This is a genomic window from Streptomyces sp. NPDC041200, from assembly GCF_055591805.1.
Genome location: NZ_JBVIZF010000009.1, coordinates 235,844 through 259,067, shown reverse-complemented (window position 1 = coordinate 259,067; position 23,224 = coordinate 235,844). Strand labels below are relative to the sequence as shown.

Here is a 23,224-nt window from a genome sequence, read left to right as displayed (position 1 = left end):
GCTGCCAGGGAGATCCCGATCCGGATGTTGATGACCGTATGGGCAACTTCGCGTGCTTGTCCGGCAGTTGGATCCAAGATGCTGATGTGCGCGAGCAATTTACGCCGTCTTGCGGACGACGAGCCCCAGCGAATGGTCGAGCGTCAGCAGCCGATCCCCCAGTACCGCCCCGGCCGGAGCGCCCCCGTCAGTCATTCGATGCGGCAGCAGGACCAGGCGGGCCAGCCGTGGTTCCTCGCGCCAGGCATCCGGGGGTTCATGCGCCTTGGTGCATGCCTGCCGCCACGGTCCGTGGGCGAGGGGCACCACATGACCCAGCAGCGCGCGGACCTCGGCACGGGTGAACCGGCCGCCGCGTCCGTTCCCCGAATCCGGCAACGGGATCGTGCACGCCTCGTCCAGCCAGCGCTGCCCGGAGTCGTTATCGAAGACCGGCAGCAACTGGACGGTCTCCGCTCCTAGCCGGGTGGCGACCAGATCCTCGTCCGCGTCGCTAGTGGTCAACCGGTGCAGGGAGTCGACCATCGCGGGCGGCGGCAGCATGACCATTCCCGCAAGACCGGCACGCGCCATGTCGTCGGTGAGACGATCGATATCCCGCTGCATCAGCGCCTCGGGGTCAGCGGAGGCGAACGCCTCGTCGTATACCTCATCGACCAGCCGCTGTACATCCTCCGGAACCCGGACCGGCTCGGCTCCCCTCCGCTCAAGGAGTTCCAGCGTGCGCTGGAGCAAGGACGGTGCGTATACGTCGCCCCAGGCGGTCGGTACCAGGAGATTCCCGTCGTCCCCGACCGGGGCGAGGACCGCGAGCCGGGGGCCTGTGCACCAGGCCGGGCGCGCGGGGCCGGGCGCGGAGTGCCGCCAGACCCGGCCTGCTCGCTGCAACAGCAGGGCCATCGGCGCGAGGTCGGAGACGATCAGGTCGAAGTCGAGGTCGAGGGACTGTTCGATGACCTGGGTGGAGACGAGCACGGCACCGCGCGGACGCTCTGGCCGCCGTACGCCCTGTTTCCCGATCCGGCCGAACCAGCTTTCGGCTTCCGCCGTGAGCGCGGCCCTGCGGCGGGCAGGGAAGCGGGCGTGCAGCAAGCGCAGCCGTGGCCCCGCCTCGGCGTCGTCTCGCGCCGCGTCCTCGAGCGAGCGGTCGTCCCAGCCCGCGTAATCGGGGCCGTAGACGGTCCTGTAGTGCTCGCGCAGCGCCTCGTAGGTCTTCTGCGCCTCGGCGACAGTGGTGCAGATCACCGCCGCGCAGCCGCCGCCTTCCGTCACGCCCCGGAGTTCCGCGATCAGCGCGGCGAGCCGCCCGTCCGCCACGGTGGCGTCGTAGGTGTGGGTGACCGGCAGGACGCGCACGGCCAGGTCTTGCCTTCGCTCGCTACCCACCCGCTTCTCGGGCATGGTCACTTCACCGCTTCGTGCGTCGACGTACATCCAGCCCGGGTAGGACGGCGGCGGAAGCCGGTACGTGCCGGGGGCGCGCCCAGTACCCGAGAGATACGCCTCCACCAGACCCGCGGCCGTCTCGCCGGTGACCGTGGCCGAGAGCAGCACCACCGGCACGCCCATGGCGCCCAGCCACACCAGCAGCCGCAGGAGCAGTGCGTGGGTGTACGCGTCGTAGGCGTGGGCCTCATCGATGACTACCGTCTTGCCGGAGAGCCCCAGGTGGCGCAGGGCGTTCCGTTTCAAGGGCAGAACGCCCATGAGAATCTGGTCGACGCTCCCCACGGCGATCGGGGCGAGGATCCCGCGGCCGCGAGACCGCAGCCAGTGGCTGGCCACGACGGAGATGCCGGTTGCTCCACGTGGTTCGTCTTCGTGCTCCGACAGCACCCGGGGCTCGGCGTCGCCCTCGCCCGGCGCGCCCTGCTTCCGCGGCGGCTGCTCGGCGTAGGGTTCGTAGAGGTCCGCGGCGCCGTGCAGCAGGGTCACGTGTGCCGGGTCCAGCAGATTCCGCTCAGCGAAGCCGACGACACGGTGGTACATCTGGTTGGCCGTGGCCTGGGTCGGCAAGGCGAAGAACAACCCGCTTCTGCCGGACGCCGCGCCCATCACCGTCGCGGCGTACAGCGCGGCCTCCGTCTTCCCTTCTCCGGGCGGCGCGGTCACGAGCAGTACGCCGGTGCCGTGCACGGCCCCGGGCAGCGCCTCATCGATACTCGCCTGCAATGAGTAGGGCCGACCAATCTCCGGAAACAGCCCGGTGAACCCCTGAAGCCGGAAGTCCGCCCGCCCCAGACCTGCGTCCGCGAGAAGGGATGGGGCCACGGCTGATGCCCGTCGGGCGTGGGCGCACAACGACTCCCGGGCTGCCAGAGCCCTTTCCTCGTCCCCGGCAACGTGAGCGCCCGCATCCGCGTCCGCTGCGGACTGTTGGGCGGCCACGACGTGTTCCTGGCTCGCCAGCCAGTCGGAGACTACGACCACCCCCGCGGTGGTCACCGCCAATTCCACCGGCATGGCTCGTACGGTGGGCGCCTCCGGCCGCCCCAGTACGTCGTGAAGGGCGGCCACATGCTCGCGCCGCTGCTCGGCCCAGCCGCCAGACCCCAGCTCGGGAAGGTTGCACAGTGGGTCGCGGATGTCGCGTGCCTCGGCAGTTTCGGGATACCGACCGTGGTGCCCGCCGAGCAACTGGGCCACCTGCGTGAGCAACAGACTGGCAGGCCGCCCGGAGGCCGGGTATCCGAGCGCCGCCAGGAGCTGTGGGAGCGCCCGGTTCGTGGCGACCTCATGGCGGATCTTCCGCGCCTGGCTGTCGTTCCGGCGGTCGTGCGCGTACGTGTCCTCACCGAGGAACGCACAGTGTCCGGGACTGTCCTGGACCGCCATGTCCTGGAACCGCGGAAGGATCTTCCCGATGTCGTGCAGCCCCGCCCAGAACATCACCAGCCGCCTGGCCGCATCCGCTGCGACCTCCAGCGCGTCGGCTATCGCTTCACGCTGCGGAACAGCCAACACCGAGTCCCACACGGCCCCGGCGACCATGGCCGTGTCAAGGAGATGGCCAATGACCGGGTAGGGCTTCTCGAGCCCCCTGGACTTTCCCCACAGCCGCGTATCGATCACGGTCTCGTCCCTTCTGCATGCGCATACTCCGGCCTCCGCGCGCCGCGTTGGGTACCGGTCCGCACATCTTTGGGGGCTGGAAGGGCAGTACAGGCAGAAAACGAAAAAGATCCCCTGAGCCGACGATCGCGCACTAGGATCCGCGCGCGGCGCCAGGGCCCGGCGCGTGTGCTGCGCGGCTCCCCACCCGAAAGCGCCACGGGCCGCCCGGCCAACGCACGCCTCCCACTCCCAGCCACCCGGCAGCAGCGCAGCCACTCCACGGCGACGCCGGACGCGCGCGCTCCCCCCCATTACCGTCTTCGTAGCCCTGCAACAGGGCTACCAGCCTTCGGAGTTGGCATGACTACCTCCCCTTGTCGAGTGCATGGCAATGCCGTTGCTTTTGGGTCACTCCCATCGATGGTTCAGGGTGACTGTGACCGGGGGCCGGCGTCGGCTGGCTGGTTCGCCTGGGGCTTTGCTGCCGTATGGGGTGATGCACGATCTCACCTTGCGTGGGCAGTCACGGGGCCGACGTGGTGGCAGCAGGCTGCGGCCGATCTCCGTGCAGGCAAGACGACGGTCACGCCTGCGGGCGGAGGGGGGAAAATCCGCCGGGCGCGATCACGGTGCGGCGGACAACGTTCAGGGCCCGGGTGAACGAGGTCCGCTCGGCGACACTTTGGTGGAGCCGGGCCGCCTCGTTCAGCAGGTCCCTGGTCGCGTGGTGCACGATCAGGTGCGCGTAGATCTCCTGCCGCACCCCGTCCGGGGTCTGGGACCGCAGGACTGGCCTGCCGCGCTGATGGGTCTTGATCTCGTCGAAGGCGAGCTCGATCTCCCATCTGCGCGCATACAGTGCCGCAAGCTCGGCGGCCGGATACTGCTCGTGGTCGAGCAGGCTGGTGATGAGTCGGACCACGTCGGCCTGGCCGTCGACCCGGTACTCGATCACCCGGACCCGGACCGGCGGGGCCTTGACGGTGCCGGCGGCCTTGCTGTGCTTGTTCGCCTCGATCCGGGCCAGGTAGCTGCCATCGGGCAGGACGTCCTCGACCCGACGAGCCTTACGTCGCTCGATCCGCCACAGCAGGTGAGCTCCCCGGTCGCGCAGCCGGTGCCAGCGCGCCAGGCCCCACAGACCGCGGTCAGCCAAGACCAGGGAGCCTGGGCCGATATGGGCTTCCAGCTCGTCGGACACGATCCGTTCGGAGTCCTTGAAACCGCCGATCACGGCGTCCAGCACCGCGTGCGTCGAGCACTCCGCCACCGCGACCACCCGTGCCTGCGGGTATCCCATCGGACTGCACTGAGAGCCGGACTTGCCGAAGGTCTCCAGATTTCCGGCGGAGTCCGGCACGGCCAGGAGCGTTCCGTCCAGAGCGAGTACCCGCATCCCGCAAAATAGCTCCGGACCCGCGCCCAGCGGCCGTGCCACCGCGCGGAACAGTTCACGCATCACCGTCCAGCCCAGCCGCTGCCGAGCCCTGGTCAGCGAGGACTTGTTCACCCCGGTCCATGGCCGGAGAGTCGACTCACCAGCCTTCACCAGCCGCAGCACCTCAAGGTAATCCGCCTGCAGGAAGAGACACATGGCGAGGACGAAGTACACGGTGAACCGCGCGGACAGCAACCGGCGGCGTTTCTCCTTTCGGCCTTCGTCCCCGACGCCCCGGTCCACCAGCTCTGGAGGGCAGGACTGGGTCAAGATCCCCAGCCCCAACCGCTCCAGCCTCGATATCAGCACACCGGCTTAACCGGCCGGACCCCACAATGGCAACGGCATTGGAGTGCATGGCCTGGGGGGGGGTGGTGTCACCAGCTCCGGAGGCACTGACAGACCGCTGATTAGGGGCATGACCACCGACGTTTTCGCAGGTCGGGAGGCTCTTCGTAATGTGGATGTGGCGATCAGTGCCGTGGCAGGGCCGGACGAGTACGACCGGAAGACACACGACGTGATCGACACCGACGGCATCGACGTCTACCTCGGCCTGGACGTCGGCAAGGGCGAACACCACGCCACCGCCGTCACCCCGGCCGGCAAGAAGGCCTTCGACAAGCGACAGCCCAACAGCGAACCCAAACTCCGCGAGGTCTTCGCGAAACTGCAGGCCAAGCACGGCACCGTGCTCGTCATCGTCGACCAGGTCGCCTCCATCGGCGCCCTGCCGCTGGCCGTCGCCCGTGACCTTGGCTGCGAGGTCGCCTACCTGCCCGGCCTGACCATGCGACGGATCGCCGACCTCTACCCCGGCGAGGCCAAGACCGACGCGAAGGACGCGTTCATCATCGCCGACGCCGCCCGGGCGATGCCCCACACGCTGCGGTCAGTCGACCTCGACGACCAGACGATCGCCGAGCTGCAGATGATCGTCGGCTTCGACGACGACCTCGCCGCCGAGGCAACCCGCCTGTCCAACCGGCTGCGGGGCCTGTTCACGCAGATCCACCCACATCTGGAACGGGTCCTGGGCCCACGCATGCAGCACCCAGCCGTGCTCAGGCTGTTGGACCAGTTCGGCTCGCCGGCCCAGATCCGCAAGGCCGGACGCCGACGGCTGATCACCCTGATCCGTCCGAAGGCGCCCAGAATGGCCGAACGACTGATCGACGACGTATTCAACGCACTCGACGAGCAGACCGTCGTCGTCCCGGGCACCGATGCAGCCGCACTCATCGTCCCCAGCCTCGCCTCCTCACTCCAGGCAGTGCTCGACCAGCGCAAACTGCTCGCCCACCGGATCGAGGAACTCCTGGCGGCCCACCCTCTTTCCAAGGTCCTGATGTCCATGCCCGGCATCGGCATCAGGACTGGAGCCCGCATCCTCATCGACGTCGGCGACGGCACGGCCTTCCCATCCGCCGCCCACCTCGCCCTACGCCGGCCTCGCCCCGGCAACCCGAAGCTCCGGCTCCTCCATCCGCGACGAACAACCCTCACGGAGAGGAAACAAGCAGCTCAAGCGGGCCTCCTTCCTCTCAGCGTTCGCCGCGCTGGCTGACCCGGCCTCCCGCACCTACTACGACAAGAAGATCACCCAGGGCAAGCACCACACCCAGGCCATCCTCTGCCTCGCAAGACGCCGAGCCGACGTGCTCTTCGCAATGCTCCGCGACGGCACCTTCTACCAACCACCAACCCCGATCACCCCTTGACCAAAGTCATAGGGGCACCCCCCGCTTGCATCGCGTCAACGGGTGCCTGAGTCCCCGCGGGTAGCGAGGAGTGTCTGCCATCATGGGTGGGAGATGACGGCGCTTGGTCAAGAAACCGCAAAGGGCTTCTGAATCCGCAGGTGGCGAAGTGTGGTCCCCGCGCAGGCGGGGGTGGTCCGGTCGGCTTGGAAGCGCACGGCGTCGGCCACCCGTGGTCCCCGCGCAGGCGGGGGTGGTCCGATCGATTCCTTCGAAATCCTGGAGGCACGATGGTGGTCCCCGCGCAGGCGGGGGTGGTCCGTCCACGAGGTTCCTCCCAAGGGTTCGTGGATCGTGGTCCCCGCGCAGGCGGGGGTGGTCCGACACCGCAGGACACGGCGCCGGTCACGGAGGTGTGGTCCCCGCGCAGGCGGGGGTGGTCCGGCCGAAGCGCTCGCCCTTGCGGTTCGAGCCGAGTGGTCCCCGCGCAGGCGGGGGTGGTCCGTCCCGGGCGCGGGTCGCCGAGCTGGAGCAGCAGTGGTCCCCGCGCAGGCGGGGGTGGTCCGCACCCCGAGACCGGGCTGAAGCTCACCGCCAAGTGGTCCCCGCGCAGGCGGGGGTGGTCCGGCGAGGCTCCAGACGAGGTCGAGCACGACGGGGTGGTCCCCGCGCAGGCGGGGGTGGTCCGGCCGACTGGGAGAAGGTCTACCGGCACTACCGGTGGTCCCCGCGCAGGCGGGGGTGGTCCGCCGAAGACGCCTTCGAGGCTCCGCGGACCGTGGTGGTCCCCGCGCAGGCGGGGGTGGTCCGATTCCGGAGTTATTGAGGAGCTGGACGCGGCCGTGGTCCCCGCGCAGGCGGGGGTGGTCCGGCGGACCTCAGGTACCTGGACCGTGTGGGGGAGTGGTCCCCGCGCAGGCGGGGGTGGTCCGCAGTGCGCGGACCGCGTCCGCCTCCTTCGCCAGTGGTCCCCGCGCAGGCGGGGGTGGTCCGACGGCTAGCGGGAGGGGAGGGGTGGCCTGCGGGTGGTCCCCGCGCAGGCGGGGGTGGTCCGTAACTGATCAGCATGCCGCCCGCTTGCTCAGAGTGGTCCCCGCGCAGGCGGGGGTGGTCCGAGTTCTCCAACGAGCAGACGACGGCGAACATGGTGGTCCCCGCGCAGGCGGGGGTGGTCCGAGAGCGGCGACCAGGCCGACGCGGCTGAGCCCGTGGTCCCCGCGCAGGCGGGGGTGGTCCGGGTCGATGGGAGTTCGCGTCTGAAGTGCGCCTGTGGTCCCCGCGCAGGCGGGGGTGGTCCGGTAAGGAGACGCGCGATGCCGATGATCGTGGAGTGGTCCCCGCGCAGGCGGGGGTGGTCCACTGTCTGAGTCCTCTGCCACCTGGACGCCGGGGTGGTCCCCGCGCAGGCGGGGGTGGTCCGGGCAGGAAGCGGTAGTGGGCGATGAGGCGCTGGTGGTCCCCGCGCAGGCGGGGGTGGTCCGGACCAGCGGATGTCCGCGTACCGGGCCGCGTTGTGGTCCCCGCGCAGGCGGGGGTGGTCCGTCGTTCCCGAAGTGGAAGCGGCGGCGGCGTTTGTGGTCCCCGCGCAGGCGGGGGTGGTCCAGATCATGCACCGGCGGCCCCAAGGCTTCGAGCGTGGTCCCCGCGCAGGCGGGGGTGGTCCGACGATGAAGGGCGCGGCCGGGCCGTTCACCGAGTGGTCCCCGCGCAGGCGGGGGTGGTCCGTGCACCCTGTGGGAGACCGCTCGGGTTGCCGTGTGGTCCCCGCGCAGGCGGGGGTGGTCCGACGACACCACCGCCGAGGGGCCCGCGCCACAGGTGGTCCCCGCGCAGGCGGGGGTGGTCCGCTGTTCACCGCGCAGGGCCGACCGGTCAAGCCGTGGTCCCCGCGCAGGCGGGGGTGGTCCGCTGCCCCACCTCGCTGTTCCCGCGGGCACCGCGTGGTCCCCGCGCAGGCGGGGGTGGTCCGATCCGAGGACGCCGATGACGCAGACGACCGAGGTGGTCCCCGCGCAGGCGGGGGTGGTCCGGTGACTGCGCCGCCGCGGGTGGCGTAGATGCCGTGGTCCCCGCGCAGGCGGGGGTGGTCCGTTGCCCGCGCCGAATGAGGCCAACGTGGACGGGTGGTCCCCGCGCAGGCGGGGGTGGTCCGGCCGCCCCCGTCGACGAGCTGCCCGCTCTCAGGTGGTCCCCGCGCAGGCGGGGGTGGTCCTCATTCCAGTCCGGCACCTGCATTCCGGGGAACGTGGTCCCCGCGCAGGCGGGGGTGGTCCGGTTCTCGGCGCCTGGAGCGAAGAGAAGTACCTGTGGTCCCCGCGCAGGCGGGGGTGGTCCGTCTGCCGACGAGGACGCCAACCGGATCTGGCAGTGGTCCCCGCGCAGGCGGGGGTGATCCCCTCCACGCGGTGGCGGTGTGCTTGCCCAGGCCGTGGTCCCCGCGCGGCACGGCGGCCCGCACGTCTGTGCCCCACGTTCAATCTGTGAGCGGAGAGAGGGCCACTTTTAGCGTGTCGGCAGCCTGACAGAGCAGCATTCCCGAGCATCACGACGTGCAGCGCGGGCGACAGGCGGGGTCCGGGCCGTAGCGACCAGGTACGGCAAGCGAGCAACATCGAGCCGATGAGTCTCGTGACCGCAACGCACCAGGCCCCTTGGTCACGCTTTCCGTGCTGCTGCACGGAGCGCGGGGTGAGGCGGATGACAGGCAGTTCGCGATCGGTCTTCTGCTGGTACTGGGCGAAGCGTGCTGACGCGTTGGCGATTCCGTGCCAGGCGCGGTCGCGTTCTTCGCCGTGGAGTTACTCGGCGGCGACGGGCATGGTCCGGCCGCCGAGGGTGACGGACGCCTCGTCGGGGTGGGCGGCGAGGTTGGAGTACCAGGCGGGGTTCTTCGCGGCTCCGTTGGCCGAGGCCACGATCAGCCAGTTGCCGTCTTCGCCGAGGAACCAGCACACCGGGGATTTCCGGAACTCGCCGCTCTTCTTGCCAACCGTGGTCAGTACGAGGGCGTCCAAGCCGCCGAGCATCTTCCCGCCGCCTTTGCGAACGATCTGGCGCATGGTCACCTTATTCAGCCAGCGAACTGCGGCTCCGGGCTGTCGTGCGCCGTACGTTCCGGGCCGAGTCGTGAAGCTCATAAATGTCTCCGCTTCCGGGGAAAGCATTGCCTGTTTTGGCAAATATAAGATTGCGCGCACAGGCAGTGCGGGCGCCTGTGTCGCGGCGGGCACCCGCAGTTTCCCCGCGCAGGGGGTCCGTCGGTGGTCCTGGCGGTCGCCGGTCGAGTCGTGTTGTCCCCGCGCAGGCGGGGTGATCCGCACACGTTTCAGGTGGTGGCCATGGCATTGCTGTGGTCACCGCGCAGGCGGGGGTGATCCGGTGTGCGAGATCGAGGACCGCGTACTCGAGCAGTCGTCCCGCGCAGGCGGGGGTGGTCCGGAGTTCGTCCAGCATTCCGGCCGTCCCGGGGAGTGGTCCCGCACTGGCGGGGGTGAGCCGTGTTCTACGCTGCCCGCATGATTGGTGCAGTCGTGGTCCCCGCGCACGCGAGGGTGGCCCAGTCTGCGGGTCCCGTTCAGAATCGACACCGACGGGGTCCCCGCGCACGCGGGGGTGGTTCGGCCGGAGTCTCTGCGGCGGCCGGTTCCCTGCCGTGGTCCCTGTGAAGGCTGCCCGGATGATTCGCGCAGTGGTCCTCGACGTCGGCGAGACCTTGATCCGGGACGACCGTGGCTGGGCAGCGTGGGCCGACTGGTTGGGGATTCCTCGGCACACCCTCTCGGCTCTGGTGGGCGCAGTCGTGGCGCAAGGGCGTGACAACGCGGAGGCGCTGCGACTCCTGCGGCCCGGAATCGATATCGCTGCCGAGCGCGCCGCCATGGAGGCCAATGGCGTATGCGAGCAGCTGAGCGAGTCCGATCTCTATCCAGATGTACGTCCAGCCCTCGCTGCCGTTCGCGAGACGGGCGTACGCGTCATCATCGCTGGCAACCAGACCGCGCGTACCGGCGCGTTGTTGCGGGACCTCGCGCTGCCGGTTGACGCGATCGCCACGTCGGGAGAGTGGGGCGTGGCCAAGCCGGATCCCGCCTTCTTCATCCACGCCCTTGAGCTGGCGGGAACGGCTCCCGGTGAGACCGTCTACGTAGGCGATCATCCCGCGAACGACACAGGCCCGGCGAAGGCCGCAGGCCTGCGTGCCGCACATCTGCGCCGTGGGCCCTGGGGGCATCTTTGGTCGGGCACGGCCGAGGCGGCTGCCGCTGACTGGCAGGTCGACTCGTTGCACGATCTCGTGCGAATCGCCGCAACCTGAGGCGAAGGGCCCGCTTTCAACGTGGTCGCTCAGTAACGTTCAGTGCGGACGCACCGAACGGAGTACGAGCATGCCCACCCAACTTGGGCGGCGCGTGGCCTATCAGCGCCGCATCGCGCGCATGACGCAGCAAGAACTGGCGGACGCAGCCGGGGTGCACGTGGGGACGCTGCGGAAAATCGAGCGAGGTGCCAGAGGCGCGAGCGACGACGTGGTCGAGTCCCTTGCCGCTGCTCTCGGCGTCGATCCCGCCCTCCTGCTGGGAAGCCGGGACCGAGCGGACGCTCGGGTGCACGCCGCCATGCCGACGCTATCGGCCGTCATCGCCGCGTACGACGGGCCCGACGACGGGCCGGTCCGGCCTCTGGGCGAGTTACGCGCATCAGTGGACGAGGCGGTGACCTGGCGCCTGGCTGCTCAGTACGTCCGTATCGCCCGCCGCTTACCCTCCCTCGTCGCTGAGTTGCTTCGCGGCTTCCACCTCGCGCGTCCCGGGGAGGAAGCCGAGACTGCGGGCCTCCTGGTCTCCGTCCTGCGGACCGCCGACGCCGTGGCCTACAAATACGGCGCCCGGGATTTGTCCGCCCGCCTGGTGGAACTGATGCGGTGGGCAGCGCCGCACGCCAGGGACCCATTGCTGGACGCGGCTGTCGCGTACGTCCGCACCGAGGTCTTCTTCGCCGCGCACGCGTATACCGCTGGTCTGCGCGCGCTTGAGGCCGCTGTGGACAAGGTTCCCGTTGGATGTACTGACGGAGCCCTCGCCGCTCGGGGCGCCCTCTCCATGCGGGCGGCCGTGATCGCAGGGCGCGCCGGTCTGGCAGAGGCCGCGAATCGACACCTCGCGGAGGCCCGACGCCTCGGGGACGCCGTACCGGAGAGCGTCTATCAGGGTACAGCGTTCGGACCGGTCAGCGTCCGCATTCACGAGGTGTCCGTCGCTGTCAGTCTCGGTGACGACCACGTGCGCCGAGCGCTCGATGCCGTCGGTGAATGGGCGCCGCCAGGGGACCTGCCTGCCGAGCGCCGGAGCGGGTTCTTCATCGAGAAGGCACGTGCCGAGTTGTGGTCCGGGCTCCCGCGCGATGCGTTCGAATCGCTGAAGGCTGCCCGCCGGATCTCGCCGCAGCACACCCGCGACCACCCGTGGGTGCGTGAGGACGCGGCGACGTTGCGCCGCCTGCGGCGTGCTGACGCCGACGACCTCAGCAATTTCGCCCAGTGGTGTCACGCGGGCGAGTGACCCTGACTGACCCTCTCTGGGTCACTCTCGGCTCTCGTGGCGGAGAACCATCTACCTGTCCATTCCGACCAGGCAGATGGGACGGCGATAGCCATGTCCAACGCAGACGGGTTCCCGCCGGGGAACAGCCCCGGATCGTGGGCGCCACCGAGCGGAACCGACGTGGTGTTAGTCGAAGTAGGCCCGCACTGGGACGCCGTTCGGGCGCCCTTCGACGTCGGTGAGAGCGCCCTGCGGCTGCTCGGCGGGGCAACCGGTGCCGTCATCGCCGACTACGGCCTCATGTACTGGCTCGTCCCCACGGGCAGTGCCCAGTGCTGGCGACGCCTGCAGAGGAACGTCAACGCCCTCGGCGCGGATGGCACCACCGTCACCTACGTCGGCGTCCCCCCGGCCACCCACACCACCGGGCCCCGCCTCCACTGGCGCATCCCGGTGGGCCCCGGGCGGTATCTCACCGACCCTCATCAGCTGCGCGAGGCGCTTGTCCGAGCGATCGCAGCCCAGCCCTCAAAGGAGGCAGCGACCCGATGACGTCCCAGGTCTGCGCCCGATGCGACAAGCCCACCAATGCCCCGGTCGTCGTGGCGATCAGGCACGGCGCAAGCGCGGGCGGCGGCGCGGTCTACGCCTGCCCCGGCAAGTGCGCCGACAGCTTCCCCCGCCAGCGCGACCCATTCGACCACGGCGCCGCGCCCACCCGGGACGCGGCCATCAGGCGCATCCCATGACTCACGCGACCGCCGCCCCGAACGTCGGCAAGGCTTGGCACGCGGCCCTCGACCATGCCGCAGGCTGCCCCGACTGCCGCGTCACGGCCGAGGGATGCGCAACCGGCCAAGCCCTGGCGGACACCTACCAACGGGCGCGCCGCGCCCACCACGCCGGAGATACGCAATAGCCGCCCAGCCAGCCGGACCGTACCGTCACGAGCACTCACCGTTGTCCAGGTCCCACGGACGCACTGCATGTTGCCGCCATGGCAGCAACAGTTGGCTCGTGCCCCTCGTACAGAGGTGCATCTGCCATCATGAGCGGGAGATGAAGGCACGCGGTCAAGAAGTTGCAAAGGGCTTCTGAATCCGCAGGTGGCGAAGTGGTCCCCGCGCAGGCGGGGGTGGTCCGACCGGGAGGCCGAACAGCTCGGGGTGCTCGGAGTGGTCCCCGCGCAGGCGGGGTCCGATGACAGGGCGGCCGAGCAGGGTCAGGGGTGGGTGGTCCCCCGCGCCGGCGGGGCGCAGACAGCGGGGGGCTTGGGGCTGTTCTACGCGCCTCGGATGATTCGCGCAGTGGTGCTCGACGCCGGCGAGACCTTGATCCGGGACGACCCGCGGCTGGGCGGCATGGGCCAACTGGCTGGGCGTTCCCGCCACACCCTCTCGGCCCTGGTCGGAGCGGTCGTGGTGCAGGGGCGCGACAACGCGGAGGCGCTGCGGCGGCGGTACCGAGGCCGACTGCCTTCCGACATCGCCTTCGACGGGCGCCTCTCAGTGGCCCGCATCGGACCCCAACGACCCCAGACACACAGTCAAGGCCGACAGTCCCGTCAGGACCGCTCATGGCTTTCCTCCGGCTGGCTGCGTTGGGCCGGTGTCACGGCGCGGCGTGCCTGTGCGTCGGCGCTTGTTTCCTCGCTGGCTGCCGGTCGCAGGCATTCGATGAGGTAGTCGCCGGTGTCGGGATCGAGGGTCACACCGTGGGTTTCGCTGCGGAATCCGGGGAAACGACGGTCGAAGGATTCGAGGGCGGTGAGGTAGCGCAGCAGCGGACCGTCGGGGGCGCCGACGCTCTCGCCGGGCATGAGGACGGGGATGCCGGGCGGGGTAACGGTGATCATGGCGGCGGCCACCTGGCCCGGCGCCTCGGTCAACCGTACGCGGTGGGTGCCGCCACGGATCAGGCGCTGATAGCACAGCTGCGGTGGAGCGACCGGTTCCGGCAGCTGCTGGAATGCAGTGTCCAGCAGGTCGACGAGGCGGACTGAGCGCAAGTGGTCGTGCATGTCCTGGCACAGCTCGCGCAGGGTTTGGCCGGCGTATCGCCTGGAGTGCTCGGCGACCAGGGTGGGCAGGACCCGGTCGAGGGGAGCGTCCTCGTCGTAGAGGGCCTTGAAGTCCATCAGGGCGTCGAGGAGAGTGCCCCATTTGCCCTTGGTGATGCCCATGGAGAACAGGACGAGCGTCGTATAGCTGTCGGTCTTTTCCACGACGATGTGGCGGGTGGCCAGGTACGCGGTGAGCACCCGTGCCGGGATGCCCCACTCGCCGGTCTCTCCTGTCGCGTCGATGCCCGGGCACGTCAAGGTGACTTTGATCGGGTCGAGCATGCAGTAACCATCGGTCAGCCCCGGGAAGCCGTGCCAGGCCGCGCCGGGTTCCAGGTGCCAGCAGGTTGGCTCGGTGCGCAGCAGGTCGGCCGGGGTCTCGTCGAACGAGAATTGGGTGCCGGTGCTCGGGTCGGTGACCGTCTCGGGTTGCCACACGCCGAAGAACCACGGCGGTCGGTCGCCGGCCTCCTCGATACGGCGCCGGATGCGGACCATCTCCTGACGGAAGCGGACCGCCTCGGTCACGGCCTCGTCGATCAGCCAGCGGCCCTGCGGCCCGTCCATCATCGCTGTCGCCACGTCCAGCGAGGCGATCATCGGGTAGAGCGGGGAGGTGGTGCCGTGCATCATCAGCGCCTCGTTGAACCGGTCGTGTTCGACGGGCGCCCTCGGGGCGGGCTTGACGTGGATCATGGCGCTCTGCGAGAGCGCGGCCAGCAGTTTGTGGGTGGACTGGGTCGCGAAGACCGTCGGCCGGTCCGGGCCGGGGAAGGTGTCCTCGTCCACCGACATGCCGTACCGGCCCGCGTAGAGCGGGTGGAAGCGGGCGTACGCGAACCAGGCCTCGTCGAAGTGCAGCCGGGGCGTGCTCGTGGCGAACGCCTGTGCCGCCGCCGGGGCGTCGTAACACAAGCCGTCATAGGTGGAGTTGGTGAAGACGGCGTACTGGGGGTGTGGCGACACGGCATCCTGGGTGAGCGGGTTCGCGGCGATCCGGGCCGCGACGGAGTCCGCGGCGAGCTCCGCCGGGGGCAGCGGCCCGGCCAGGCCGTAGCCGTTGCGGGTGGGGATCAGGTAGACCGGGCGGGCGCCGGAGACGACCAGCCCGTGCAGCACCGACTTGTGGCAGTTGCGGTCCACCAGCGCGATCTCGTCGCGGGTGATGCTGAAATGGCCGACCACGCGGTTGCAGGTGGAATCCCCGTGCAGCACGAAGTACGTGAGGCCGGCGCCGAAGACCCGGGCGGCGTTGCGCTCCGCCTCGCCGATCGGGCCGGTGTGCTCGAACAGTGAGCCCAGCTCCCCCACGGAGATCGACAGGTCGCTGCGCAACAGTCGTTCCCCGAAGTAGTCGTGGAAGGCCCGGCCCGCGGGCGACTTCAGCAAGGCGACACCGCCGGAGTGGGCCGGGGTGTGCCAGGAGTACTCGTGCGCGTCGTCGAAGCGGCGCAGGGCCCGGAAGAAGGGCGGCAGGACGGCTTCTTGGTAGGTGCGCGCGGCGGTGGTGATCCGGCCCGCGATGAACCCGGGAGTGTCCTCCAGCGGCCACACATAGCCCACGACCGACTCCGACACCCACAGCGGCAGGTCTCGTACGCCGTCGCCGGTCATGACCAGGAAGACCGGCAGGTTTTGGAACCGCCGGCCGATGGAGCGCAGCACCGCGGCGCCCCCGGGCTCGCCGTCCGCGCACTCTGGGCCCGGAAGTTCCCAGGCGACCAGTGCCGCGGTCAGCCCCGCCTCCGTCCGCAGCACCGCCTCGGCGTCCGCGGTACCTACCGCCCACCGGACGTCGAACCCCCGCTTCTCGATCGCCTCACCGATGCGCACCAACTGCTCAGCACCGGCACCGCCATCGTGTGAACGTTCCCGTACCGCGACCAAAACCCTGCTGTCCGCCATGAGACCCCTCCCGGCGGCCGACGCCGCCCCGCCCAGTCTCCGAACGGACCGGCTGAACCCGCAGCCTCACAGCCGTAAACCACCCGCAAGACGGAACCACGGCAGCTTCCGCTGACCAAACACGGCCGGCCCTGGAAGACGCTCTCCCAGGTCGAGCTCGCCACCGCCGAGTGGATCGACTGGTACTGCCACCGCAGACTCCCGCCCACGACCAGCACGAGCACCTCGAAGCACCGCCACGCCCGCCCCGCCGACCAGCACGTTCGAAGATGGCGAAGGCTCAGTGGACGAGGCGGTGACCTGGCGCCTGGCTGCCCAGTACGTCCGCACCGAGCTTCGCCGCGCGGTCTGGCTTTCGCCGCGCGGCCTGGCTTTCGCCGCGCGGTATGGCTGAGGACGCGGCGACGTTGCGCCGTCTGCGGCGCGCACGGCGGCCTGCCCAGCCGGGACGTGTCCGTCAGGCGCACCCCATGCCCCCCATGATCCGGTGGCCGGTCCGGGGTCAGCGCGAACGGTCCGCTTCGGTGGGTCGGGCGGAGGTGTTCGTGGGGGCGGTGGGGTGCGTGGGGGTGTTCGGGGCTACCGCGCCGGGGCGGGCGGCCAGGAGGCCGCATAGCAGTTCGGGTACCACCAGCAGGAGCAGCAGGCCTATCGATGCCTCCCAGCCGCCGGTGGCGCTGTGCAGTACGCCGAAGGTCAGCGGGCCGGACGCGGCGAGGAGGTAGCCGCCGGACTGGGCCATGCCCGAGAGGCGGGCCGTGATCGCGGCGGTGGGTGAGCGCAGGTTGAGGAGGGTGAGGGCGATCGGGAACGCGCTGCCGGTGGCGACGCCGAAGATCGCGACCCAGACCCATCCGGCCTGCGGAGCCAGGAGCAGGCCGCCGAGTCCGGTCACCATCAGGGCGATGACCCCGAGGACGAGTGGCCGTTGGTCGTGCAGGCGGGCGGCGACGACCGGGACGACGAAGCCGAGGGGAATGCCGATGATGATGACGACCGCGTTCATCATCCCGGCGGTGGCGGGCGTGAACCCGTGGTCGCGCATGATCTGGGGGAGCCACGCCGTCAGCGTGTAGAACATCAGCGACGTCATGCCCATGAAGACCGTGATGGACCACGCGAGGGGCGAGCGCAGGAGGGTGCCCTCCTCCGGGCGGGCGGGCGGACGTTCCGGGGGGTGCTTTCGTCCGCGGAGGGCGAGCGGGCACCACACCAGGGCAGCGATCAGGGAGGGGGCAGCCCAGACGGCCAGGGCGAGCCGCCAGCCGCCCAGGTGGGCCAGGGGGACGGCCAGGCCCGCCGCGGCGGCGCCGCTGACCGACATCAGCATCATCGCCAGGCCGGTGAGCGGTCCCACGCGGTGGGGGAACGCGCGCTTGATGACCGCGGGCACCAGTACGTTGCCCGTGGCTATCCCGGCTCCGGCCAGCACGGTGCCGGTGAACAGCGCCGCCTGGGCGGGGACCACGCGCAGCAGCAGGCCGATGGTGATCACCAAGAGCGCCGCGGTGATCGCCGCCTCGGTGCCGATACGGCGGGCGAGCGCGGGGGTGAGCGCGGAGAAGATGCCCAGGCACAGCTCCGGCAGGGTGGCGAGCACCCCCGCCTCGACGCCGGTGAGGCCGAATTGATCCTGGAGTTCGCTCAAGGCCGGGGGGACGCCGGTGATGGCCGCCCGCAGGTTGAGGGTCAGCAGCACCAGGCCGATGAGGGACCAGAGGGCCAGGAAGCGGGGGATGCGAGGGAAGTGGGGCGGGGACGTCATCGCGGCTAGCGGCCGCAGCTTGGGCAGTGGAGGTCGTGGCCGCCCGCGGCGAGCCCCTTGCCGCGGGCGCCGTAGGGAATGAGGGCCATCTGCAGCCGCCCGCAGTCGCAGCGGCTCCAGATCACGACGCCCTCGCTGGTGGTGTGCCGGGAAACGATGGTGTGTGTGTTGGTGCGCATGACAGCAGGATGAGCCCGGACGACCGTTGCGGTCTATTGCACATTTTGCTGGTGGTGTGTGCAAGATAGTTTCATGATTGACCTGCGTCGGCTCCACATGCTCCGCATGGTGCACCAGCAGGGCACGGTCACCGCGGCCGCCGAGGCCCTGCACCTCACCCCGTCGGCGGTCTCTCACCACATGCGCGAACTCGCCCGCGAGCTGAGGGTTCCGCTCATGGAACCGCAGGGCCGGGGCGTCCGGCTGACCCCGGCCGCGCTTCTGCTCATCGATCACGCCGACGCGCTGCTGGCCCGGTGGGAGGAGGCGCAGGCGGAGCTGGAGTCCTACCGGGCGGGCATGACCGGGCCACTGCGCATCGCGGGCTTCACCACCGCGATCAGCGGCCTGGTCGCGCCCGCCGCCGGGCGGTTGCGGCAGAGCCATCCCGACCTCCTGGTGCGGGTGCACGAGTGCGACTCCGTGGAGAGCATGGACCTGCTGGTGGCGGGCGAGGTGGATCTCGCGGTCGTGGAGCCCATCGAGGGCGGGCCGCAGCCGGATGACACGCGGTTCGAGCAGAGCCCCCTGCTGGAGGAGCCGTATCTCCTGCTGGTGCCCGCCGACCACCCGCTGGCGCGGGCCGGGTCGGTGCGCCTGGAGGACGCGGCGGCCGAGGACTGGATCGTCTCCGACCCGGGCGCCTGCGACCACGCCCAGCGGGTGCGGGTGCTGTGCGCGGCGGCCGGGTTCTCGCCGCGGATCGTGCACGCCGCCGCCCACTGGCCGGCGATCTGGTCGCTGGTCGGGAACGGGCTGGGCGTCTCGCTGATCCCACGGCTGGCCGAGGGCCCGGCGGGCCAGGCGGTGGCGCGGGTGCCGGTGTCGAGCGAGAACATGCCGACGCGGCGGATCCTCACCTGTCTGCGCCGGGGCAGCCGTCGGAGCCCGCTCATCGACCTCGGGATGCGGGCGCTGGAAGAGGCGGCGCGCGACCACCAGAGCACGGGCGACTGGCTCCGGTCCGCCTGAGGGTCCGCCTGAAGGGCCGCCTGACGGTTCGCCGGGCGCGCCGGTGGGTCATGCGGGGGACGCCCCCGGTGTCGTAGCGGCGTGGTTCACTTCCCACGGACACTCAACAGACGAAGGGGTCGCCGTGGCGCACGAGATCGATCCGTCCTTCCTCGCGCTGCCGCTGCGCGCGCTCGCCGACGCGGCGCTCGCGCGGGCGCGGGCGTTGGGGGCCGAGCATGCGGACTTCCGGTTCGAGCGGGTACGGAGCGCCTCATGGCGGCTGCGGGACGCACGGGTCGCGGGGTCGTCCGACATCACGGACCTCGGGTATGCGGTGCGGGTGGTGCACGGGGGCAGTTGGGGATTCGCGTCCGGGGTCGACCTGTCGATGGACGCGGCGGCGCGGGTGGCCTCGCAGGCGGTGGCGATGGCGAAGCTGTCGGCCAAGGTGATCGAGGCGGCGGGGTCGGACGAGAAGGTCGAGCTGGCGGATGAGCCGGTGCATGCGGACCGGACGTGGGTGTCGTCGTACGAGGTCGATCCGTTCGAGGTGCCGGACACGGAGAAGACGGGGCTGCTGGCCGAGTGGAGTGGGCGGCTGCTGGCGGCGGACGGGGTGGCACATGCGGACGCGTCGCTGCTGACCGTCCATGAGAACAAGTTCTACGCGGATACGGCGGGCACCACGACCACCCAGCAGCGGGTGCGGCTGCATCCGCAGCTGACCGCGGTGGCGGTGGATCCGGTGAGCGGGGAGTTCGACTCGATGCGGACCCTGGCCCCGCCGGTCGGCCGCGGCTGGGAGTACCTGACCGGGACCAACAGGTGGGACTGGGACGCGGAGCTGGCCGAGCTGCCCGCGCTGCTGGCGGAGAAGATGGCGGCGCCGTCGGTCGAGGCGGGCGCGTACGACCTGGTGATCGACCCGTCCAACCTGTGGCTGACGATCCATGAGTCGATCGGGCACGCGACCGAGCTGGACCGGGCGCTGGGGTACGAGGCGGCGTACGCGGGGACGTCGTTCGCGACCTTCGACCAGCTGGGCAGCCTGCGCTACGGCTCGAAGATCATGAACGTCACCGGTGACCGGACCGCCGAGCACGGACTGGCCACGATCGGGTACGACGACGAGGGCGTGGCCGCGCAGTCCTGGGACCTGGTGAAGGACGGCAGGCTGGTGGGGTATCAGCTGGATCGCCGGATCGCCCGGCTGACCGGTTTCCAGCGGTCCAACGGGTGCGCTTACGCCGATTCGCCGGGGCATGTGCCGGTGCAGCGGATGGCCAATGTGTCGCTGCGGCCCGACCCCGGGGGGCCTTCGACGGAGGCGCTGATCGGGGACGTTGAGAACGGGCTCTATCTGGTCGGCGATCGCTCATGGTCGATCGATATGCAGCGCTATAACTTCCAGTTCACGGCGCAGCGGGCGTATCGGATTCGGAACGGGGTGCTGGCCGGGCAGGTGCGGGACTTCGCCTACCAGGCGAGCACCACCGACTTCTGGGGCTCGATGTCGGCCGTCGGCGGCCCTCAGACGTACGTCCTGGGCGGCGCCTTCAACTGCGGCAAGGCCCAGCCCGGCCAGGTCGCGTCCGTATCGCACGGCTGCCCGTCCGCGCTCTTCCGCGGCGTGAACATCCTCAACACCACCCAGGAGGCGGGAGCATGAGCGTGAAGCCGCACGAGATCGTGGAGCGCACCCTGGAGCTGTCCCGCGCGGACGGCTGTGTGGTGATCGCGAACGAGACGTCGACCGCCAATCTGCGCTGGGCGGGCAACGCGCTGACCACCAACGGTGTCACCCGCGGCCGCACCCTGACCGTGGTGGCCACCGTGGACGGCGCGGAAGGCACCGCCTCCGGGGTGGTGTCCCGGTCGGCCGTGACCGCCGAGGAGCTGGAGCCGCTGGTACGGGCCGCCGAGGCGGCCGCGCGGGACGCGGGACCGGCCGAGGACGCCCAGCCGCTGGTCGAGGCGGGGCCCGTCTCCCCCGGCTTCACCGACTCCCCCGCCGAGACCTCCTCGGAGGTGTTCGCGGCGTTCGCCCCGGCGCTCGGCGAGGCGTTCGCCGCCGCCCGGGCGGGCGGCCGGGAGCTGTACGGGTTCGCCAGCCATGAGGTGATCTCCAGCTATCTGGGCACCTCCAGCGGGCTGCGGCTGCGCCATGACCAGCCGAGCGGCACGCTGGAGCTGAACGCCAAGTCGCCGGACATGACGCGCTCGGCCTGGGCCGGGCGGGCGACCCGCGACTTCCGGGACGTCGACCCGGCCGCGATCGACGCGGAGCTGGCCCAGCGGCTGCGCTGGGCCGAGCGGAAGGTCGAGCTTCCGGCGGGCCGCTACGAGACGCTGCTGCCCCCGACCGCCGTCGCCGACCTGCTGATCTACCAGCTGTGGTCCGCCTCGGCGCGGGACGCGGCCGAGGGCCGTACGGTCTTCAGCAAGCCGGGCGGCGGCACCCGGGTCGGCGACACGCTGTCCAAGCTGCCGCTGACGCTGCGCAGCGACCCGCACGCGCCGGGTCTTGAGGCGGCGCCGTTCGTGATCGCGCACTCCTCCGGGGACGACGCGTCGGTGTTCGACAACGGGCTGCCGCTGCCCGCGACCGACTGGATCCGGGACGGGGTGCTGAAGCACCTGGTCACCACCCGGCACTCGGCGGAGCTGACCGGACTGCCGCTGGCCCCGGGGATCGACAACCTGATCCTGGACGCGGGCGGCACCCGCTCGCTGGAGGAGATGGTCGCCTCGACCGAGCGGGGCCTGCTGCTGACCTGCCTCTGGTACATCCGCGAGGTCGACCCGGCCACCCTGCTGCTGACCGGGCTCACCAGGGACGGGGTGTATCTGGTGGAGGGCGGCGAGGTCGTCGGCGAGGTCAACAACTTCCGCTTCAACGAGTCGCCGGTGAGCCTGCTGTCCCGCGCCACCGAGGCGGGGCGCACCGAGCCGACCCTGCCGCGCGAGTGGGGCGACTACTTCACCCGTGCCGCGATGCCCGCGCTGCGCGTCCCGGACTTCAACATGAGTTCGGTCAGCAAGGGGGTGTGAGTGAGGGGGTGTGAGTGAGGCCGGACGATATTGCGTCCGGCCGCAGGGGACCGGCGAATAGACTGGTCCCCGCCCATCCGTCCGCTCCCCACTCTCACCAGGAACCCCATGACACGCCTCGGCGCATCCGTCGCCCGCGCCCGCGAGCTGCTCGACCAGGACCTCTCCTCCGACAAGACCGTCGAGCAACTGCTCGCCGAGACGTCCGCCCGGCGCTCCCTCGATCTGAGCGATCTGTCGGCCCAGGAGCAGGCCGAACTGATCGCCTCCCGTACCGTCGAGGTCCTGCCGGGGGTCAAGGAGCTGGCCGAGCGGATCGAGGAGCGGCGGGCTGCGGGCAAGGGCCTCGCGATCAAGCTGGGCATCGACCCGACGGCCGCCGATGTGCACCTCGGCCACACCGTGCCGATGATCGTCCTCAACCGCTTCCAGCGGATGGGGCACGACGTCACCCTGCTGATCGGTGACTTCACGGCCAAGATCGGCGACCCGTCGGGGCGTACGGCCGAGCGCCCGCCGCTCACCGACGACGACATCGCCCGGAACCTCGCGGGCTACCAGCAGCAGGTCCGGCCGTTCTTCGACTTCGAGAAGGTCAGCTTCCGGCAGAACAGCGAGTGGCTGGCGCCGTACACCTTCCCGGAGCTGCTGGGGCTGCTCGCCCAGGTGCCGGTCTCCCAGCTGCTACAGCGCGAGGACTTCCGCAACCGGCTGGCCGCGGGGTCCGGGCTGACCATGTCCGAGCTGCTGTACCCGATCGCGCAGGGTCTGGACTCGGTGGCGCTGGAGAGCGACGTGGAGCTGGGCGGCGCCGATCAGCTGCTCAACCTGCAGATGGGCCGCAAGCTGATGGAGCTGCGCGGCCAGCAGCCGCAGCTGGTCGTCACCATGCCGCTGATCGAGGGCACGGACGGCACCGGCGCGAAGATGTCCAAGTCCAAGGGCAACTACGTGGCGCTCAGCGCGACCGCCGAGGATGTCTTCGGCAAGATCATGTCGATCCCGGACCGGCTGATGAAGCCGTACCTGGAGGCATGGACGGAGTGGACGGACGCGGAGATCGCCGCCGCGACCACCCGGCTGGAGACCAAGTCGCTGCACCCGATGGACCTCAAGAAGGTGCTGGCGGGCGAGGTCGTGGCGGCGCTGTACGGCATCGAGGCGGCGATGGCGGCGCGCGCGGGCTTCATCGCGCAGTTCTCCAAGAAGAGCTTCACCGACGTCGGGACGCTTCCGGTGGTCGACGCCGCGGAGCACGGCGGCGAGACCATCGCGACCGTGCTGAGCAAGGTCCTGGAGTTCCAGCCGAGCGCGTCGGCGGCCCGCCGGGTCGCCAAGCAGAACGGTCTGCGGCTGGTCGTCGAGGCCGAGGACGGTCAGAAGGCGATCGTGCTCGCCGAGGCCCAGGCGGTACGGCCGCTGGCCGAGGTGGTCGCGGAGGTGCTGGCGGACGCCGGGCTCACCGCGCCCTCCGGCGGGGTCTACCTCAAGGCCGGACGGAAGATCGCCCAGCTCCAGGGCGTGTGACCAGGGAGC

At 70.6% G+C, this 23,224-nt stretch carries 14 protein-coding genes, 2 pseudogenes and 1 CRISPR repeat array; of the genes and pseudogenes, 10 read left to right on the top strand and 6 right to left on the bottom strand.

All coding sequences use genetic code 11. From position 1 onward, the window contains the following. Nucleotides 1-99: 99 nt before the first annotated feature. Both cas3 and ACZ6CL_RS22235 read right to left on the bottom strand, forming a co-directional pair. Nucleotides 100-3,072, bottom strand: coding sequence for a CRISPR-associated helicase Cas3' (gene cas3 / locus ACZ6CL_RS22240; protein ID WP_468937889.1), 2,973 nt, complete (start codon nucleotides 3,070-3,072; stop codon nucleotides 100-102). Nucleotides 3,073-3,637: 565 nt separating this feature from the next. Next, on the bottom strand, nucleotides 3,638-4,735 hold the full coding sequence (locus ACZ6CL_RS22235; protein ID WP_468937952.1) for an IS4 family transposase: 1,098 nt from the start codon (nucleotides 4,733-4,735) through the stop codon (nucleotides 3,638-3,640). Nucleotides 4,736-5,012: 277 nt separating this feature from the next. Between ACZ6CL_RS22235 and ACZ6CL_RS22230 the strand changes: the two are divergent. Continuing rightward, nucleotides 5,013-6,213, top strand: a pseudogene (locus ACZ6CL_RS22230) (IS110 family RNA-guided transposase). A 150-nt stretch (nucleotides 6,214-6,363) separates the two neighbouring features. After that, nucleotides 6,364-8,588: direct repeats of the CRISPR family, unit length 29 nt; unit sequence GTGGTCCCCGCGCAGGCGGGGGTGGTCCG. Nucleotides 8,589-8,990: 402 nt separating this feature from the next. Here ACZ6CL_RS22230 and ACZ6CL_RS22225 read toward each other — a convergent pair. Continuing rightward, nucleotides 8,991-9,251 carry a nitroreductase/quinone reductase family protein gene (locus tag ACZ6CL_RS22225; protein ID WP_468937887.1) on the bottom strand — a complete coding sequence of 87 codons (261 nt, stop codon included), beginning with the start codon at nucleotides 9,249-9,251 and terminating at the stop codon, nucleotides 8,991-8,993. A gap of 617 nt (nucleotides 9,252-9,868) precedes the next feature. Here ACZ6CL_RS22225 and ACZ6CL_RS22220 point away from each other — a divergent pair. The 5 genes and pseudogenes from ACZ6CL_RS22220 to ACZ6CL_RS22200 form a co-directional block, all read left to right on the top strand. Beyond that, nucleotides 9,869-10,507, top strand: a complete 639-nt coding sequence (locus tag ACZ6CL_RS22220) for an HAD family hydrolase (RefSeq protein ID WP_468937886.1) — start codon at nucleotides 9,869-9,871, stop codon at nucleotides 10,505-10,507. Between the two features lie 70 nt (nucleotides 10,508-10,577). Then, entirely contained in the window at nucleotides 10,578-11,750 is a 1,173-nt protein-coding gene (locus ACZ6CL_RS22215; RefSeq protein ID WP_468937885.1) for a helix-turn-helix domain-containing protein, read from the top strand. A gap of 165 nt (nucleotides 11,751-11,915) precedes the next feature. Then, a complete protein-coding gene (locus tag ACZ6CL_RS22210) occupies nucleotides 11,916-12,284 on the top strand; it encodes a hypothetical protein (RefSeq protein ID WP_468937883.1) in 369 nt (122 codons plus the stop codon). Further along, nucleotides 12,281-12,481, top strand: a complete 201-nt coding sequence (locus tag ACZ6CL_RS22205) for a hypothetical protein (protein WP_468937881.1) — start codon at nucleotides 12,281-12,283, stop codon at nucleotides 12,479-12,481. The genes ACZ6CL_RS22210 and ACZ6CL_RS22205 overlap by 4 nt, the downstream gene beginning before the upstream one ends. Before the next feature lie 546 nt (nucleotides 12,482-13,027). Continuing rightward, nucleotides 13,028-13,186 (top strand): annotated as a pseudogene (locus ACZ6CL_RS22200) (HAD family hydrolase); the annotation flags it as partial. Nucleotides 13,187-13,296: 110 nt separating this feature from the next. On the opposite strand, the gene ACZ6CL_RS22195 reads toward ACZ6CL_RS22200, so the two are convergent. From ACZ6CL_RS22195 to ACZ6CL_RS22185, 3 genes are all read right to left on the bottom strand, one after another. Further along, complete coding sequence (locus ACZ6CL_RS22195) at nucleotides 13,297-15,699, bottom strand: Orn/Lys/Arg family decarboxylase (protein WP_468937880.1); 2,403 nt, start codon at nucleotides 15,697-15,699, stop codon at nucleotides 13,297-13,299. A gap of 502 nt (nucleotides 15,700-16,201) precedes the next feature. Continuing rightward, nucleotides 16,202-17,464, bottom strand: coding sequence for a CynX/NimT family MFS transporter (locus ACZ6CL_RS22190; RefSeq protein ID WP_468937878.1), 1,263 nt, complete (start codon nucleotides 17,462-17,464; stop codon nucleotides 16,202-16,204). Between the two features lie 5 nt (nucleotides 17,465-17,469). Next, a complete protein-coding gene (locus ACZ6CL_RS22185; protein ID WP_468937876.1) occupies nucleotides 17,470-17,643 on the bottom strand; it encodes a hypothetical protein in 174 nt (57 codons plus the stop codon). A 73-nt stretch (nucleotides 17,644-17,716) separates the two neighbouring features. Here ACZ6CL_RS22185 and ACZ6CL_RS22180 point away from each other — a divergent pair, with 73 nt between their 5' ends. The 4 genes from ACZ6CL_RS22180 to tyrS all read left to right on the top strand — a co-directional run bounded on the left by ACZ6CL_RS22180 (nucleotide 17,717) and on the right by tyrS (nucleotide 23,215). Then, on the top strand, nucleotides 17,717-18,655 hold the full coding sequence (locus ACZ6CL_RS22180; RefSeq protein WP_468937874.1) for a LysR family transcriptional regulator: 939 nt from the start codon (nucleotides 17,717-17,719) through the stop codon (nucleotides 18,653-18,655). Between the two features lie 124 nt (nucleotides 18,656-18,779). After that, nucleotides 18,780-20,306: a TldD/PmbA family protein gene (locus tag ACZ6CL_RS22175; protein ID WP_468937872.1), complete on the top strand. Its 1,527-nt coding sequence runs from the start codon at nucleotides 18,780-18,782 to the stop codon at nucleotides 20,304-20,306. Then, nucleotides 20,303-21,688, top strand: a complete 1,386-nt coding sequence (locus tag ACZ6CL_RS22170; protein ID WP_468937870.1) for a metallopeptidase TldD-related protein — start codon at nucleotides 20,303-20,305, stop codon at nucleotides 21,686-21,688. The genes ACZ6CL_RS22175 and ACZ6CL_RS22170 overlap by 4 nt, the downstream gene beginning before the upstream one ends. A 108-nt stretch (nucleotides 21,689-21,796) precedes the next feature. Then, a complete protein-coding gene (gene tyrS, locus ACZ6CL_RS22165) occupies nucleotides 21,797-23,215 on the top strand; it encodes a tyrosine--tRNA ligase (protein ID WP_468937869.1) in 1,419 nt (472 codons plus the stop codon). Nucleotides 23,216-23,224 lie beyond the last annotated feature (9 nt).

Excerpts from the sequence above, each read along its gene's own strand:
- ACZ6CL_RS22180 (WP_468937874.1), top strand. The coding sequence starts at position 17,717 with ATGATTGACCTGCGTCGGCTCCACATGCTCCGCATGGTGCACCAGCAG.
- tyrS (WP_468937869.1), top strand. The coding sequence starts at position 21,797 with ATGACACGCCTCGGCGCATCCGTCGCCCGCGCCCGCGAGCTGCTCGAC.
- ACZ6CL_RS22205 (WP_468937881.1), top strand. The coding sequence starts at position 12,281 with ATGACGTCCCAGGTCTGCGCCCGATGCGACAAGCCCACCAATGCCCCG.
- ACZ6CL_RS22190 (WP_468937878.1), bottom strand. The coding sequence starts at position 17,464 with ATGACGTCCCCGCCCCACTTCCCTCGCATCCCCCGCTTCCTGGCCCTC.
- ACZ6CL_RS22220 (WP_468937886.1), top strand. The coding sequence starts at position 9,869 with ATGATTCGCGCAGTGGTCCTCGACGTCGGCGAGACCTTGATCCGGGAC.
- ACZ6CL_RS22195 (WP_468937880.1), bottom strand. The coding sequence starts at position 15,699 with ATGGCGGACAGCAGGGTTTTGGTCGCGGTACGGGAACGTTCACACGAT.
- ACZ6CL_RS22170 (WP_468937870.1), top strand. The coding sequence starts at position 20,303 with ATGAGCGTGAAGCCGCACGAGATCGTGGAGCGCACCCTGGAGCTGTCC.
- ACZ6CL_RS22225 (WP_468937887.1), bottom strand. The coding sequence starts at position 9,251 with ATGCGCCAGATCGTTCGCAAAGGCGGCGGGAAGATGCTCGGCGGCTTG.
- ACZ6CL_RS22185 (WP_468937876.1), bottom strand. The coding sequence starts at position 17,643 with ATGCGCACCAACACACACACCATCGTTTCCCGGCACACCACCAGCGAG.
- ACZ6CL_RS22215 (WP_468937885.1), top strand. The coding sequence starts at position 10,578 with ATGCCCACCCAACTTGGGCGGCGCGTGGCCTATCAGCGCCGCATCGCG.